The 15,039-nt window shown below is 67.9% G+C and carries 14 protein-coding genes and 3 tRNA genes; 2 read left to right on the top strand and 15 right to left on the bottom strand.

Annotated elements, in window-relative coordinates; genetic code table 11:
- Position 1 precedes the first annotated feature (1 nt).
- The 15 genes from nuoG to ACFQS7_RS23575 all read right to left on the bottom strand — a co-directional run bounded on the left by nuoG (position 2) and on the right by ACFQS7_RS23575 (position 14,238).
- Positions 2–2,047: an NADH-quinone oxidoreductase subunit NuoG gene (gene nuoG, locus ACFQS7_RS23645; protein ID WP_380069605.1), complete on the bottom strand. Its 2,046-nt coding sequence runs from the start codon at positions 2,045–2,047 to the stop codon at positions 2–4.
- Positions 2,048–2,053: 6 nt separating this feature from the next.
- A complete protein-coding gene (gene nuoF / locus ACFQS7_RS23640) occupies positions 2,054–3,367 on the bottom strand; it encodes an NADH-quinone oxidoreductase subunit NuoF (RefSeq protein ID WP_380069604.1) in 1,314 nt (437 codons plus the stop codon).
- Between the two features lie 4 nt (positions 3,368–3,371).
- On the bottom strand, positions 3,372–4,004 hold the full coding sequence (gene nuoE, locus ACFQS7_RS23635; RefSeq protein ID WP_380069603.1) for an NADH-quinone oxidoreductase subunit NuoE: 633 nt from the start codon (positions 4,002–4,004) through the stop codon (positions 3,372–3,374).
- A complete protein-coding gene (locus tag ACFQS7_RS23630) occupies positions 4,001–5,218 on the bottom strand; it encodes an NADH-quinone oxidoreductase subunit D (protein WP_380069602.1) in 1,218 nt (405 codons plus the stop codon). The genes nuoE and ACFQS7_RS23630 overlap by 4 nt, the downstream gene beginning before the upstream one ends.
- Positions 5,215–5,862 (bottom strand): NADH-quinone oxidoreductase subunit C, encoded by a 648-nt coding sequence (locus ACFQS7_RS23625; RefSeq protein WP_380069601.1) that lies wholly within the window; start codon positions 5,860–5,862, stop codon positions 5,215–5,217. The genes ACFQS7_RS23630 and ACFQS7_RS23625 overlap by 4 nt, the downstream gene beginning before the upstream one ends.
- The gene (locus tag ACFQS7_RS23620) at positions 5,855–6,412 is read right to left on the bottom strand and encodes a NuoB/complex I 20 kDa subunit family protein (RefSeq protein ID WP_380069600.1); all 558 of its coding nucleotides are present in this window, start codon (positions 6,410–6,412) and stop codon (positions 5,855–5,857) included. The genes ACFQS7_RS23625 and ACFQS7_RS23620 overlap by 8 nt, the downstream gene beginning before the upstream one ends.
- Before the next feature lie 31 nt (positions 6,413–6,443).
- Complete coding sequence (locus ACFQS7_RS23615; protein ID WP_380069599.1) at positions 6,444–6,812, bottom strand: NADH-quinone oxidoreductase subunit A; 369 nt, start codon at positions 6,810–6,812, stop codon at positions 6,444–6,446.
- A 236-nt stretch (positions 6,813–7,048) separates the two neighbouring features.
- Positions 7,049–7,125 (bottom strand) — tRNA-Asp (locus ACFQS7_RS23610).
- An 81-nt stretch (positions 7,126–7,206) separates the two neighbouring features.
- A tRNA-Val gene (locus tag ACFQS7_RS23605) sits at positions 7,207–7,278 on the bottom strand.
- Positions 7,279–7,371: 93 nt separating this feature from the next.
- Complete coding sequence (locus ACFQS7_RS23600) at positions 7,372–7,644, bottom strand: HU family DNA-binding protein (protein WP_380069598.1); 273 nt, start codon at positions 7,642–7,644, stop codon at positions 7,372–7,374.
- Positions 7,645–7,857: 213 nt separating this feature from the next.
- A complete protein-coding gene (gene lon / locus ACFQS7_RS23595; RefSeq protein WP_380069597.1) occupies positions 7,858–10,272 on the bottom strand; it encodes an endopeptidase La in 2,415 nt (804 codons plus the stop codon).
- A 152-nt stretch (positions 10,273–10,424) separates the two neighbouring features.
- On the bottom strand, positions 10,425–11,681 hold the full coding sequence (clpX, locus tag ACFQS7_RS23590; protein WP_380069596.1) for an ATP-dependent Clp protease ATP-binding subunit ClpX: 1,257 nt from the start codon (positions 11,679–11,681) through the stop codon (positions 10,425–10,427).
- Between the two features lie 241 nt (positions 11,682–11,922).
- Complete coding sequence (gene clpP / locus ACFQS7_RS23585; protein WP_380069595.1) at positions 11,923–12,570, bottom strand: ATP-dependent Clp endopeptidase proteolytic subunit ClpP; 648 nt, start codon at positions 12,568–12,570, stop codon at positions 11,923–11,925.
- A gap of 196 nt (positions 12,571–12,766) precedes the next feature.
- A complete protein-coding gene (gene tig / locus ACFQS7_RS23580) occupies positions 12,767–14,116 on the bottom strand; it encodes a trigger factor (RefSeq protein ID WP_380069594.1) in 1,350 nt (449 codons plus the stop codon).
- Positions 14,117–14,153: 37 nt separating this feature from the next.
- Positions 14,154–14,238 (bottom strand) — tRNA-Leu (locus ACFQS7_RS23575).
- 135 nt (positions 14,239–14,373) lie between these two features.
- Between ACFQS7_RS23575 and ACFQS7_RS23570 the strand changes: the two genes are divergently transcribed.
- Together ACFQS7_RS23570 and ACFQS7_RS23565 are read left to right on the top strand one after the other, a co-directional pair.
- On the top strand, positions 14,374–14,625 hold the full coding sequence (locus ACFQS7_RS23570; RefSeq protein ID WP_380069593.1) for a type II toxin-antitoxin system Phd/YefM family antitoxin: 252 nt from the start codon (positions 14,374–14,376) through the stop codon (positions 14,623–14,625).
- Positions 14,626–14,819: 194 nt separating this feature from the next.
- Positions 14,820–15,035, top strand: a complete 216-nt coding sequence (locus ACFQS7_RS23565; RefSeq protein ID WP_380069592.1) for a hypothetical protein — start codon at positions 14,820–14,822, stop codon at positions 15,033–15,035.
- The last annotated feature ends 4 nt before the right edge of the window (positions 15,036–15,039 follow it).

The raw sequence follows: 15,039 nt of genomic DNA, 5'->3' as shown, positions 1-15,039 counted from the left end.
CCTACTCCGCCGCCAGCGCCGCGGCGGGCGTGGCATAGACCCTGGCGCATTCCGCCATGGTGGCGGAGGCGCGGCTGATGGCATCCGCCTGCCAGTAGTTGCCGGCCGCCGGGGTGAAGGCCGCATCCGTCACCGTCGCCGCGTCGCCGGCCGGGCCGGCGAGGTCGGTGCAGCCATGTGCCGCGAACCCTTCGCCGGCGAAGGCCGGGTTCACCGCGGCAAGGCGCGCGCGCACCGCATCCAGCGAGTCGTAGGGCAACCGCTTGCCGAGCACGTCCGAGGCGGCGCGGATGATCTTCCAATCCTCGCGCGCCTCGCCCGGCGGGTAGACCGCGAGACGCCCGCGCTGCACGCGGCCCTCGGTGTTCACCCAGGTCGCGTCCTTCTCGGTGTAGGCGGCGCCCGGGAGGATCACGTCGGCCCGCGCCGCCGCAGCCTCGCCGTGATGGCCCTGGTAGATGACGAAGGCGCCGTCCGGGATCGCCGCCGGGTCGACCTCGGCGCCGAGCAGCCAGACTGCCTGCATCTGCGGCGCGATCGCCGCGCTCCCGGCAGGCGGCACGAAGCCGAGGTCGAGCGCCGCGACCTGACCGCCGAACCGGTGGAGCAGGTTGAAGCCGTTCCACCCGGCCTGCAGCATGTTGTTCTGCGCCGCGACCTGCCAGGCCGCCGCCAGCACCGCGGCGCCATCGGCCCGGGTCAGCGCGCCGCGGCCGAGGATCAGCATCGGCCGCTTGGCCGCGCGCAGCACCTCGTTGAAGCGGTGCGTGCCGGCGGCGAGCGCCCGCAGCGTGACGCCCCCCTCGCCCAGCCAGTCCTGCCGGTAGGTCAGGTCCAGCCCGCGCGGCCCGACGAAGCCGACCGGGAAGCCGCCCGCCACCACCCGCTTGCGGATGCGCGCGTTGATCACCGGGGATTCGATGCGCGGGTTGCTGCCGATGATGAGCAGCGCATCCGCCTCCTCGATCCCGGCGATGCCGGTGTTGAAGGTGTAGAACTCGCGCCGCGAGGCATCGAGCGCCGCGCCGTCGGTGCGGCATTCGAGGTTGTGGCTGTCGAGCGCTGCCAGCAGGTCCTTCAACGCGACCAGCGCCTCGGCATCCACCAACTCGCCGGCGACGGCGCCGATGCGCTCGCCGGGCATGCCCTTGAGCTTGGCCGCGATCACGCCGAAGGCCTCGGCCCAGGTCGCCGGCTTCAGCTTGCCGTCCTGGCGGATCCAGGGACGGTCGAGCCGGCGGCGCTTGAGGCCGTCGAAGGAGAATCGGCCGCGATCGGCCATCCACTCCTCGTTCACGTCGTCATTGGTCCGCGGCAGGATGCGCAGCACCTCGCCCGAGCGGGCATCGATGCGGATATTGGTCCCCGTCGCGTCGAGCACGTCGACGCTGTCGGTCTTCCGCAGCTCCCACGGCCGGGAGACGAAGGCATAGGGGCGCGAGGTCAGCGCGCCGACCGGGCAGATGTCGATCAGGTTGCCGGACAGCTCGGTGGTCAGCGCCTTCTCGACATAGGTGCCGATCTCCATGTTCTCGCCGCGGTTGGTCGCACCCAGTTCCGGCACGCCGGCGACCTCGGTGGCGAAGCGCACGCAGCGGGTGCACTGGATGCAGCGGGTCATGATGGTCTTGACCAGCGGCCCCATGTACTTGTCCTTGACCGCCCGCTTCTCCTCCTTGTAGCGGCTGTGGTCCATCCCGTAGGCCATCGCCTGGTCCTGCAGGTCGCACTCGCCGCCCTGGTCGCAGATCGGGCAATCCAGCGGGTGGTTGATCAGCAGGAATTCCATGACGCCGCGGCGGCCGTTGCGGACCATCGGGCTGTCGGTGAAGACCTTCATGCCGTCGGCCACCGGATAGGCGCAGGAGGCGATGGGCTTCGGCGCCTTCTCGACCTCGACCAGGCACATCCGGCAATTGCCGGCGACGCTCAGGCGTTCGTGGTAGCAGAAGCGCGGGATTTCCTTGCCGGCGGCCTCGCAGGCCTGCAGCACGGAGACGCCGTTCGGGACCTCGACCTCAATCCCGTCGACCGTGACCTTCGCCATCGCGCGCTACTCCGCCGCCATCGGCAGCGTGGACTGCGGCGAGCCCTTCGCGGCCTTGTAGGCGGCAATGCGTTCTTCCATCATCGGCCGGAAGTGGCGGATCAGCCCCTGCACCGGCCAGACGCCGCCATCGGCGAGCGCGCAGATCGTGTGGCCCTCGATCTGCCGCGTCACCTGTTCCAGCACGTCGATCTCGGCCACCTCGGCGCGGCCCTCGACCATGCGGTCCATCATGCGCTTCACCCAGCCCATGCCCTCGCGGCAGGGCGTGCACTGGCCGCAGCTCTCATGCTTGTAGAAGGCGGAGAGCCGGGCGATCGCCTTGATCAGGTCGGTGGACTTGTCCATCACGATCACGCCCGCGGTGCCGAGGCCGGTCCTGTGCTCGCGCAGCGCGTCGAAATCCATCAGCACGTCGTCGCAGACCAGCTTCGGGATCATCGGCGTGGAAGACCCGCCGGGGATGACGGCAAGCAGGTTGTCCCAGCCGCCGCGCACGCCGCCGGCATGTTTCTCGATCAGCTCGCGCAGCGGGATCGACATCTCCTCCTCGACATTGCAGGGCTTGTTCACATGGCCCTGGATGCAGAAGATCTTGGTGCCGCTGTTCTTCGGCCGGCCGAAGCCGGCGAACCAGGACGCGCCGCGCCGCAGGATGGTCGGCACCACCGCGATGGTCTCGACGTTGTTGACCGTGGAGGGGCAGCCATAGAGGCCGACGGCCGCCGGGAATGGCGGCTTCAGCCGCGGCATGCCCTTCTTGCCCTCGAGGCTTTCGATGAGCGCCGTCTCCTCGCCGCAGATATAGGCGCCGGCGCCGCGATGGACGTATAGGTCGAAGTCCCAGCCGGCGCCGCAGGCATTCGCGCCGAGCAGCCCGGCGGCATAGGCCTCGTCGATCGCCGCCTGCAGCACCAGGCTCTCGTTGTAGTATTCGCCGCGCACGTAGATGTAGCCGGCATGCGCGCCCATCGCCACGCCGGCGATCAGGCAGCCCTCGATCAGCGTATGCGGGTCGTGCCGCAGGATGTCGCGGTCCTTGCAGGTGCCCGGCTCGGACTCGTCCGAGTTGACCACCAGGTAGTGCGGCCGGTCGCTCGCCTGCTTCGGCATGAAGGACCATTTGAGGCCGGTCGGGAACCCTGCCCCGCCGCGGCCGCGGAGGCCGGAATTCTTGACCTCCTCGATGATCCAGTCGCGGCCCTTCTCGATCATCCCCTTGGTGCCGTCCCAGTGGCCGCGGCGGCGCGCCGCCGGCAGTTGCCACTCGTGCAGCCCGTAGAGGTTGGTGAAGATGCGGTCCTTGTCGCTCAGGGCCATGATGTCATTCCCCCGGCACGTCGATGAGCGTGAGCGGCCCGCCTTCCGGCGCGCTGGTCTGGCGCCCGATGACCGAACCCGGTGCCGGCCGCTCGCCACGCCGCAGCGCCTCGATCAGCTTGACCGTGCTCCCGTAGTCCATGTCCTCGTAGTAGTCGTCGTCGACGCAGAGGATGGGTGCGTTGACGCAGCCGCCGAGGCACTCGACCTCGGTCATGGTGAACATCCCGTCCGCGCTGGTCTGCCCGAACCCCGCCACATGGCCGGCATCCTTGCAGGCGCGCGTCACCTCGTCCGAGCCGCGCAGCCAGCAGGGCGTCGTGCCGCAGACCTGCAGGTGGTAGGTGCCGATCGGTTTCATGTTGAACATGAAGTAGAAGGTGGCGACCTCGTAGACCCGGATCGGCGCCATGCCGAGCCGTTCGGCCACCGCGTCCATGCCCTTGTTCGGCACCCAGGCGCTGCCGGTCTGCCGCTTCATCTGCCGCTGCACGACGTACAGCAGCGGGATGACGGCACTGGCCTGCTTGCCGGCCGGGTAGCGCTTGACGATGGTCTCGATCGCCGCGTTGCTCTCGGCGTCGAAGGCGAAGCTGTCCGGCTGGGTGAAGGCGATCGTGGTGTCAGGCGTGGTCACCGGTCGATCTCCCCGAAGACGATGTCGAGCGAGCCGATGATCGCCACGGCATCCGCCAGCATATGGCCCTTGGACAGCACTTCCATCGCCTGCAGATGCGCATAGCCCGGCGCGCGAATCTTGCAGCGGTAGGGACGGTTGGTGCCGTCGGCCACCATGTAGACGCCGAACTCGCCCTTCGGCGCCTCGGTCACCGTATAGGTGGCGCCTTCCGGCACGTGGTAGCCCTCGGTGTAGAGCTTGAAATGGTGGATCAGCGCTTCCATCGACCGCTTCATCTCGCCGCGCTTCGGCGGGGTGATCTTGTTGTCGAGGATCTTGGTCGGGCCCGGCTTCAACCGCGCCAGGCACTGCTCGACCATCCGCAGCGACTGGGTCATCTCCTGGATGCGCACCAGGTAGCGGTCGTAGCAGTCGCCATGCCGGCCGACGGGGATGTCGAAGTCCAGGTCGGCATAGATTTCGTAGGGCTGCGACTTGCGCAGGTCCCACGGCACGCCGGAGGCGCGGATGCAGGGGCCGGAGAAGCCCCATTCCATCGCCTGCTCGGCAGTCATCACGCCGATATCGACGGTGCGCTGCTTGAAGATGCGGTTGTCGGTCAACAGGCCTTCGAGGTCCTGCAGGAAGCGCGGGAACTGCCTGCACCAGACGCCGATGCGGTCTTCCAGCGACTTCGGGATGTCCTTCGCCACGCCACCGGCGCGGAAGTAGTTCACGTGGTAATGGCTGCCGCCCGCCGCCTCGTAGAACTCGAGCAGGTGCTCGCGCTGCTCGAAGCCCCAGAGCGCCGGGGTGATGGCGCCGCAGTCGAGCGCATAGGTGGTGACGTTCAGCAGGTGGTTCAGGATGCGCGTGAGCTCGGCGAACATGGTGCGGATGACGCGGGCGCGTTCCGGTACCTGGTCCTCGATCCGCAGCAGCTTCTCCACCGCCAGCACGAAGGAATGCTCCATGCACATCGGCGAGACGTAATCCAGGCGATCCATGTACGGCATCGCCTGCATGTAGGTCTTGTACTCGATCAGCTTCTCGGTGCCGCGGTGCAGCAGGCCGATATGCGGATCGGCCCGCTCCACCATCTCGCCCTTCATCTCGAGGATGAGGCGCAGCACGCCGTGCGCCGCGGGGTGCTGCGGGCCGAAATTGATGGTGTGGCTGTCGACCTCGATGGTGCGCGAGACCGGCTCGGCCGCGGGTTCGGTGAGGCTCATGCCTTCGGCCCCTCGATGCGGTTGAGGTGGACCTTCTCGTCCCCGGGCAGCGTCGTCATGCCCTCCCAGGGGCTGAGGAAATCGAAGTTGCGGAAATCCTGGGTCAGCTTGACGGGCTCGTAGACGACCGCCTTGCGCTCCTCGTCGTAGCGGACCTCGACATAGCCGGTCAGCGGGAAGTCCTTGCGCAGCGGGTGCCCCTCGAAGCCGTAGTCGGTCAGCAGCCGGCGCAGGTCGGTCAGCCCGGCGAAGACGATGCCGTACATGTCCCAGGCCTCGCGCTCGTACCAGGTTGCCACCGGCCAGAGGCCGGCCACGCTCGGCACCGGCGTCGCCGCATCGGTGGCGACGACGACCCGGATGCGCTGGTTCAGCGACAGGCTGAGCAGGTTGTAGACCACGTCGAAGCGGAGCGGCCGTTCAGGCCAGTCGGTGCCGCAGAGGTCCATCAGCTGCTCGAAGGCGAAGCCAGGCCCGTCGCGCAGCAGCGTCATGGCAGGCAGCAGCGCCTCGCGGCCAATGCGCAGCACCAGCTCCTCGCCGCGCTCGACGTCGATGGACTGCACCGCACCGTCCGGCAATGCCGCGCGCACGGCCTCGCCCAGCGCCAGCAGGCTGGCGCCCTTGTCGATCGTATCAGCCACGCAGGATGGTCCCCGTCCGCCGGATCTTCTTCTGCAGCTGCAGGATGCCGTAGACGAGGCCTTCCGCCGTCGGCGGGCAGCCCGGGACATAGACATCCACCGGCACGATGCGGTCGCAGCCGCGCACCACGCTGTAGGAATAGTGGTAGTAGCCGCCGCCATTGGCGCAGCTGCCCATGCTGATCACCCAGCGCGGCTCCGACATCTGGTCGTAGACCTTGCGCAGGGCGGGGGCCATCTTGTTGGTCAGCGTGCCGGCCACGATCATCACATCCGACTGCCGCGGCGACCCGCGCGGGATGACGCCGAAGCGGTCGAGGTCGTAGCGCGCCATGTAGGCGTGGATCATCGGCACCGCGCAGCAGGCCAGGCCGAAGGTCATCGGCCATAGGCTGCCGGTGCGGGCCCAGTTCACCACCTTGTCGAGGTTGGCGACGACGAAGCCCTTTTCCTCGATCTCGCCGGTGATTCCCTTGACCACCGCATCCTGCGCCGCGCCAGGCGCCAGGTGCTCGCGGTTCCAGGCGACTGTGTCCGTATTTCCGCTCATGATGCTCTCCGGTCGGGGGCGGCTTGCGCCGTCACTCCCAGTCCAGGGCGCCCTTGCGCCATTCGTAGACGAACCCGACCGTCAGCACGCCCAGGAAGCCCACCATCGACAGGAAGCCGAACCAGCCGATCTGACCAAGGGATATGGCCCAGGGGAACAGAAAAGCAACTTCCAGGTCGAAGATGATGAACAGGATGGCGACCAGGTAGAAGCGCACGTCGAAACGCCGGCGGGTGTCGTCGAAGGGCTCGAAGCCGCATTCATAGGCCGACAGCTTTTCCGGGTTGGGCTTCTGCCGGGCGACCAGCAGGCTGCCGCCGATCATCGCGGCGGCAATGCCCCCGGCGATCACCAGGAAGACCAGGATCGGGAAATACTCGCCCAATAGCGGTTGGGTCATCTGTGCTCCGCCCCTTGGTGGCACCGCAGCCGTCTGGGCGGGCCACGGCATGCCGTGCCTCGGCCAATGCCGCAGCGCAGCGCGGGCGGACATTAGCCACGCCGGACGCTTTTCGCATAGGGGGATGGCCGCCTTTCTCAAGCGCCGGGAGGCGATTTTTCCCGAAATGAAATCGGGGTCAGAAACGGCAACGGCGCCATCCCCAAGGGGATGGCGCCGTCGCGTTCAGCGTCGCGTGGCGCGAGTGACGGGGCTCGAACCCGCGACCTCCGGCGTGACAGGCCGGCGCTCTAACCAACTGAGCTACACCCGCTTGCGACGTGGCGGGGGTTTATGCCGCCGATCGGAGGGTGTCAACGGGGTGCCATGAACGAACCACCATGGTCTTTCGAAATGGGCGCTGAGGGATTCGAACCCCCGGCATCTTCGGTGTAAACGAAGCGCTCTACCGCTGAGCTAAGCGCCCGCAGGCACGCAGCATGCCCCCAAGCCCGGCCAAAAAGAAAGGGCCGGCGCTGCCGCCGGCCCTCGCGGTCCCCTCCCCGTCAGGACGGCGGGATCAGTTGACCTCATCCTTCAGGGTCTTGCCGGCCTTGAAGCGCACGGTGGTGGTCGCGGGGATGGCGATCTCTTCCCCGGTGCGCGGGTTGCGGCCCTTGCCGGCCTTGCGCTTCGAGGTCGAGAAGGTGCCGAAGCCGACCAGACGCACATCGTTCTTCTTCTTGAGCGAGCTGGTGATGGCATCGAACACCGCGTCCAGCACGTCGCCTGCTTTCGCCTTCGGCAGGTCTCCTGCTTCCGCGACGATGGTGATGAGGTCCTGTTTGTTCATGCGTAAAAACCCCCCTTTCCCTTGGGAATTCGGCGGCCATGCCCGGCGGATTCCGGGCCGGAAACGTGTGCCGACTGTAGGAGGGGCGATTCCGGGGCGTCAATCACGCGGCACCGGAAACTGGCGGAAGGCCGCGCCTTTCGCCGGACTTGTGGCGCGGTTCGGACGATTCGGGCGGGCCGATCGGCCCGCCCGCTCTACAACCGTTAGATGTTAGTGCGGCAAAGCCGGCTTTGACGCATCGCCATCCGCAGCGCGCGGCGTCGGCGAATCGGGCGGCTCCTCCCAGGAGATCGCCTCGGGCTTGTGCACCAGGGCGGCACCGATGACCTCGTCGACATGGGAGACGGGGATGATGGTCAGCCCCTTCTTCACGTTGTCCGGGATCTCGGCCAGGTCCTTCTCATTGTCCTTGGGGATGAAGACCGTGGTGGTGCCGCTCCGCAGCGCCGCCAGCAGCTTCTCCTTCAGGCCGCCGATCGGCAGGACGCGACCGCGCAGCGTGATCTCCCCGGTCATCGCCACGTCGCGCCGCACCGCGATGCCGGTGAGGACCGAGACGATGCTCGTCGCCATGGCGATGCCGGCGCTCGGCCCATCCTTCGGCGTGGCGCCTTCCGGCACGTGCACGTGGATGTCGCGCTTGTCGAACAGCGTCGGCTTGAGGCCGAAGCTGGTCGCCCGGCTGCGCACATAGGACATCGCCGCCGAGACGCTCTCCTGCATGACGTCGCCAAGCTTGCCCGTGGTCTGCACCTTGCCCTTGCCGGGCACGGTGACCGACTCGATGGTCAGGATCTCGCCGCCCACCTCGGTCCAGGCCAGGCCGGTGACCACGCCGACCATGTCCTCCGCCTCGGCCTCGCCGTAGCGGAACTTCCGCACGCCGGCGAATTTCTCGAGGTTCTTGGCAGTGATCGTCACCTTCTTCGACTTCTTGGCGACGATCTCGCGCACCGCCTTGCGCGCCAGGCCGCCGATCTCGCGTTCGAGGTTCCGCACGCCGGCCTCGCGCGTGTAGTAGCGGACCAGGTCGCGCAGCGCCTCCTCGGCGACCGTCCACTCGCCGTCCTTCAGCCCGTTGGCCTCGGACTGCTTGGTCATCAGGTGGCGCTTGGCGATCTCGACCTTCTCATCCTCGGTGTAGCCGGGGATGCGGATGATCTCCATGCGGTCCAGCAGCGGCTGCGGCATGCGGAGCGAGTTCGCCGTGGTGACGAACATCACGTCCGACAGGTCGTAGTCCACTTCCAGGTAGTGGTCGGCGAAGGTGCCGTTCTGCTCGGGGTCCAGCACCTCGAGCAGCGCCGAGGACGGGTCGCCGCGCCAGTCGGCGCCCAGCTTGTCGATCTCGTCGAGCAGGAAGAGCGGGTTGGAGGTCTTCGCCTTCTTCATGCCCTGGATGACCTTGCCCGGCATCGAGCCGATATAGGTCCGCCGGTGGCCGCGCACCTCGGCCTCGTCCCTGACGCCGCCGAGCGACATGCGGACGAAGTTGCGCCCGGTCGCCTTGGCGATCGACTTGCCGAGCGAGGTCTTGCCGACGCCGGGCGGGCCGACGAGGCAGAGGATCGGGCCGCGGATCTTCGGCGAGCGCGACTGCACCGCCAGGTACTCGATGATCCGTTCCTTCACCTTCTCCAGGCCGAAGTGGTCGGCATCGAGCACCTTCTCGGCCTCGACGATGTCGTTCTTGACCTTGCTGCGCTTCTTCCAGGGGATGCTCAGCATCCAGTCGAGATAGTTGCGCACCACCGTCGATTCGGCGCTCATCGGCGACATGGTCCGCAGCTTCTTCAGCTCGGCCATCGCCTTCTCGCGGGCCTCCTTCGACAGCTTGGTGGCCTTGATCTTGGCCTCCAGCTCGGCGGCCTCGTCCTTGCCGTCCTCGCCTTCGCCGAGCTCCTTCTGGATCGCCTTGAGCTGCTCGTTCAGGTAGTACTCGCGCTGCGTCTTCTCCATCTGCCGCTTGACGCGGTTGCGGATGCGCTTCTCCACCTGCAGGACGCCGATCTCGCTTTCCATATGGGCGAAGACGCGTTCGAGCCGCGCGGCGGTGCCGGCGGTCTCCAGCAGCTCCTGCTTCTCGGGAATCTTGAGCGAGAGATGGGCGGCGACGGTATCGGCCAGCTTGTTCGGGTCGTCGATCTGGTTGATCGAGACCAGCACCTCCGGCGCGATCTTCTTGTTGAGCTTGATGTACTGCTCGAACTGGCCGACCACGGTGCGGGCCAGCGCCTCCGACTCAGGGGCGGTGCCGGCGGGCTCCTCGAGCGCCGCGGCATAGGCCTCGAAATGCGACTGCGTTTCCTTGAAGCCGGTGATCTTCGCACGGCGGCCGCCCTCGACCAGCACTTTCACGGTGCCGTCCGGCAGCTTCAGCAGCTGAAGCACGGTGGAGACGGTGCCGACCTCGTACAGGTCGTCGGCGCCGGGATCGTCCTGCGCGGCGTTCTTCTGGGCAACGAGGAGGATCTGCTTGTCGTCGCGCATCACCGCTTCAAGTGCGCGGACGGATTTCTCCCGCCCCACGAACAACGGCACGATCATGTGCGGGAAGACGACGATATCGCGGAGCGGTAGAACGGGGAGCAATTCGCCCCGGGTGGTTTCGGGCTTGTCCGCCATGATGGACCTCGCTGAAGGACAGTCGACGCCTGGGGCACCCGAGAAGCGGCATGACCCGTGGCGTCACGGGATTGCAATATTAACTGGGGATCGGGACTTTTCCTCGCAACCCCTTGAAAATGGCGCGGCCCGGAACGGCCGCGCCGCGGCGGTCAGGCGGAGCTCTGCTCCGCCGCGCGCTCGCCGTAGATGAACAGCGGGCTGGCCCGGCTCTCGGCCACCTCGCGGTTCACCACCACCTCGTCCACGTCGTCGAGGCCAGGCAGGTCGAACATGGTGGTCAGCAGGATCTGCTCCATGATCGAGCGCAGGCCGCGCGCGCCGGTCTTGCGCTGGATGGCGCGGGTGGCGACCGAACGCAGCGCATCCTCGGTGAAGGTGAGCTTGGTCCCCTCCATCTCGAACAACCGCTGGTACTGCTTCACCAGCGCGTTCTTCGGCTTGGTCAGGATCTCGATCAGCGCCTTCTCGTCGAGGTCTTCGAGCGTGGCGACGACGGGCAAGCGGCCGATGAATTCCGGGATCAGCCCGAACTTCAGCAGGTCCTCCGGCTCGACCTCGCGCAGCACCGCGCCGGCGCGGCGCTCGTCGGGGCTGCGCACCTCGGCGCCGAAGCCGATGCCCGAGCCCTTGCCGCGCGCCCCGATGATCCGCTCCAGCCCGGCGAAGGCGCCGCCGCAGATGAACAGGATGTTCGAGGTGTCGACCTGCAGGAATTCCTGCTGCGGGTGCTTGCGCCCGCCCTGCGGCGGCACGGAGGCGACGGTGCCTTCCATGATCTTCAGCAGCGCCTGCTGCACGCCCTCGCCCGACACGTCGCGGGTGATGCTGGGGTTGTCGGACTTGCGGCTGATCTTGTCGACCTCGTCGATGTAGACGATGCCGCGCTGGGCGCGCTCGACGTTGTAGTCGGCCGACTGCAGCAGCTTGAGGATGATGTTCTCGACATCCTCGCCGACATAGCCGGCCTCGGTCAGCGTCGTCGCGTCCGCCATGGTGAAGGGCACGTCGAGGATGCGGGCCAGCGTCTGCGCAAGCAGCGTCTTGCCCGAACCCGTGGGGCCCAGCAGCAGGATGTTGGACTTGGCGATCTCGACGTCGTTGTTCTTCGCGCCATGGGCCAACCGCTTGTAGTGGTTGTGCACCGCGACCGAGAGGACCTTCTTCGCATGGTCCTGCCCGATGACGTAGTCATCGAGGACCTTGCAGATCTCCTTCGGCGTCGGCACCCCGTCGCGCGACTTCACGAGGTGCGTCTTGTGTTCCTCGCGGATGATATCCATGCACAGTTCGACGCATTCGTCGCAGATGAACACGGTGGGCCCGGCGATGAGCTTCCGGACCTCGTGCTGCGACTTGCCGCAGAACGAGCAGTAGAGGGTATTCTTCGAATCGCCGGACTTGCTCATGGGCACTCCGCCAAGATGGGCCGGCCAGGGCCGCCGGCACCTTCTCCCATGGGAAGGCGCGGACCGCCCGGGCCCCTCCCCCCGAGGTCGAGGGGGGGCCTGGGGTGGGACTGTAGCCCCCCTGTCACCAGGGGGGAAGCACGACGGACGGCCCGAAGCCGCCCCCACACCAACCGGTGCGGCAACATCCCGTCAGGATGTCCCGGGTGGCGCGGTCGGGCGGGAGCCGGCGCCAGGATCGTCAGGACTTCGGCACCTCGGCGCCGGGATTGACCGGACGCTCCAGCACCACCTCGTCGACCAGGCCGAAGTCGCGGGCTTCCTCGGCCGACATGTAGCTGTCACGTTCCAGCTTCGCCTCGATCGCGGCGATCGGCTGGCCGGTGTGCTTGACGTAGATCTCGTTCAGGCGCTGCCGCAGCTTGAGGATCTCGCGCGCCTGGATCTCGATGTCGGTCGCCTGGCCCTGGGCGCCGCCGGAGGGCTGGTGGACCATGATGCGGCTGTTCGGCAGGGCGAAGCGCTTGCCCTTGGCGCCGGCGGTCAGCAGCAGCGAACCCATCGAGGCGGCCTGGCCGATGCAGAGGGTGGAGACCGGGCTGCGGATGTACTGCATGGTGTCGTACATCGCCAGGCCGGCCGAGACCACGCCGCCCGGGCTGTTGATGTAGAAGGCGATGTCCTTGTTCGGATTCTCGCTTTCCAGGAACAGCAACTGCGCGCAGATCAGTGAGGAGACCTGGTCGAAGACCGGCCCGGTCAGGAAGATGATCCGCTCCTTCAGCAGGCGTGAATAGATGTCGTAGGACCGCTCGCCCCGCGCCGTCTGCTCGACGACCATCGGTACGAGGGTGTTGTTGTAGACCTCGACCGGATCACGATCCCGCATGATGCAACCTTTCACTCGTTCGGCCCAGCGGACCCGTCCGGTAGGGTGGTGCGGCCGGGCCGGGGATACCGGGCGGCCTTGCCACCCGCCAGGCCGGATTCGCCTCCACCAATGTGGGGCAAGCCCGGGGCCACCGGAAGTCCCCGCCAGATGGCGGGGTTGCCGGTGGCGCCGGAAGGGCTCCGGAGAGCCCTGATCAGGCCGCTTCGGCCGGGGTGGTCAGCTCCTCCGGCGACACCTGCCGGTCGGTCACCTGGGCCAGTTCCAGCATGAAATCGACCACCTTCTCCTCGAAGATCGGGCTGCGGAGGTTCTCCGCCGCCTGCGGATTCTTGCGGAAGAATTCCATCACCTGCTGTTCCTGGCCCGGGTACCGTCCAGCTTCCTGCCGCATCGCCCTTGCCAATTCGTCACTGGTCACGCTGATGTTGTTGGTCCGGCCGATCTCGGACAGCAGCAGGCCGAGCCGGATGCGGCGCTCGGAGATGCCCCGGTACTCGGTCTTCAGCGTGTCCTCGTCCTTGCCCTTGTCGTCGGCATCGAGGTTGCCGGCCTTCAGGTCCTGCTCGACCCGCTGCCAGATCTGGGCGAATTCGGCCTCGATCATGCCTTCCGGCACCGGGAACTCGGCCTTGGCGGCCAGCGCGTCCAGCAGCGACCGCTTCACCTTCAGCCGGGCCAGGTTGTCGTATTCCTGCTGCAGGCTGCCGCGCACGGCGTCCTTCAGGGCATCAAGGGTGTCGAAGCCGATCGACTTCGCCATCTCCTCGTCGACCGGCGGCAGGATCGACCGCTTCATGCCCTTGGCGGTGACCGTGAAGGTCGCCGCCTTGCCGGCCAGCTCGGCGGAGCCGTAATTTTCGGGGAAGGTGACCTTCACCAGCCGCTCGTCGCCCGGCAGCATGCCGACCAGCTGCTCGGTGAAGCCGGGGATGAAGCCCGGCCCGTCGACCTCGATCGGCATGTCGGTGGCGGCGCCGCCCGGGAAGGCCTCGCCCTCCCCGGCCTCGCCCTCGGCCGGGTCGATCCGCCCGATGAAGTCGCAGACCAGGATGTCGCCCTTCTCGGCCGCCTTGGGCTCGGCCACGTCCTCGAGCTTGCGGTTGCGGGACGCGATGGTCTCCAGCGCCTTGTCGACCTGCTCGTCGGACGGCTCGGCCTTCAGCCGCTCGACCGCGATGCCGCCGAAGTCGGGCATGGCGATGTCCGGCATGATCTCCAGCTCGACCTTGAATTCCAGGTCGGCCTCGGGGGCGAAATTCACCAGTTCGATCTTCGGCTGCAGCGCCGGGCGCAGGCCGCGGTCGGTGACCACCTGGTCGGTCGCCTTGTTGACCGACTGCTCGAGCACCTCGCTCATCACCGCCTGGCCGTAGCGCTGGGCGATCACCTTCGCCGGCACCTTGCCGGGGCGGAAGCCGGGGAGGCGCAGGTCGCGGCCCAGTTCGGCCAGGCGCTTCTCGCGCTCGGCGGCGATGTCGCCGGCGGGCACCACCACCGTGTAGGCCCGCTTCAGCCCGTCGTTCGCGACCTCAGTCACCTGCATCGTCGTCACTTCCATCCAGACCTGGCGGGGGGCGGCCTGGTGCGGGCGGAGGGATTTGAACCCCCACGGCTTGCGCCACTGGAACCTAAATCCAGCGTGTCTGCCAATTCCACCACGCCCGCGTGGACGCCCCGCGGTATTGAAGACCGGCCGTGTAGCGCAGGCGGGGGGGTATTGAAAGGTGGGGGGGCGGGTCCGCGGCCGCACCGGCAGCCTGCCGCGCGACGGGACGTTTGGAGCCCGACCAGTCTGCCTCCATGGACCGCAGCATCGGCGCCTATGAGGCGAAGACCCACCTCTCCGCCTTGCTCGACCGGGTCGAGAGCCTGACCATCACCCGGAACGGCAAGCCGGTCGCCCGGCTGGTGCCGGCCGAGGCGGCGCCTGCCAAGCCGAGCCCGGCCGAAGCGGTGGCGCGGATCGTCGCCCTGCGGGAGGCGCTGCGGGCCGAAGGGGTCCGGGTCACCCAGCAGGAGATCCGCGACTGGATCGACGAAGGGCGACGCTGAGCGGTGCCGGGCTACGTCGCCGACGCATCCTTCGCGCGGGCCGTCCTGCTGCCCGACGAAGCGTCGCCGATCCCGAAGGACCGGCTGGCCGGCGAAGGGCTGAATGTGCCGGCGCGCTGTGGACGGAGGTCGGCAATACGCTGCTGACCGCCGCGCGCCGCCCACGCCTGAGCCCGGCGCAGCGGGCGCAGGTGATGCGCGCGGCCCAGGGCCTCGCGCCGGAAACCGCCGCGCAGGCGCCGGAGGCCTGCTGGGCCCGGCCGCTGGACCTCGCCCGCCTGCATGGCCTCACGCTCTGTGACGCCGGCTACCTGGATCGCGCGCGGCGGCTGGACGCTACCCTGCCGAGCACGGATCGCGCACTCCGCCGCGCCGCCGCGGCCGAGGGCATCGCCCTGCTGCCGGCCTGACGCC

This window comes from Dankookia sp. GCM10030260 (assembly GCF_042666655.1).
In the GTDB taxonomy this organism is placed as follows: domain Bacteria; phylum Pseudomonadota; class Alphaproteobacteria; order Acetobacterales; family Acetobacteraceae; genus Paracraurococcus.
Note: the sequence above shows the minus strand (reverse complement) of the source record. Positions and strands in the feature narration are given on the sequence as shown.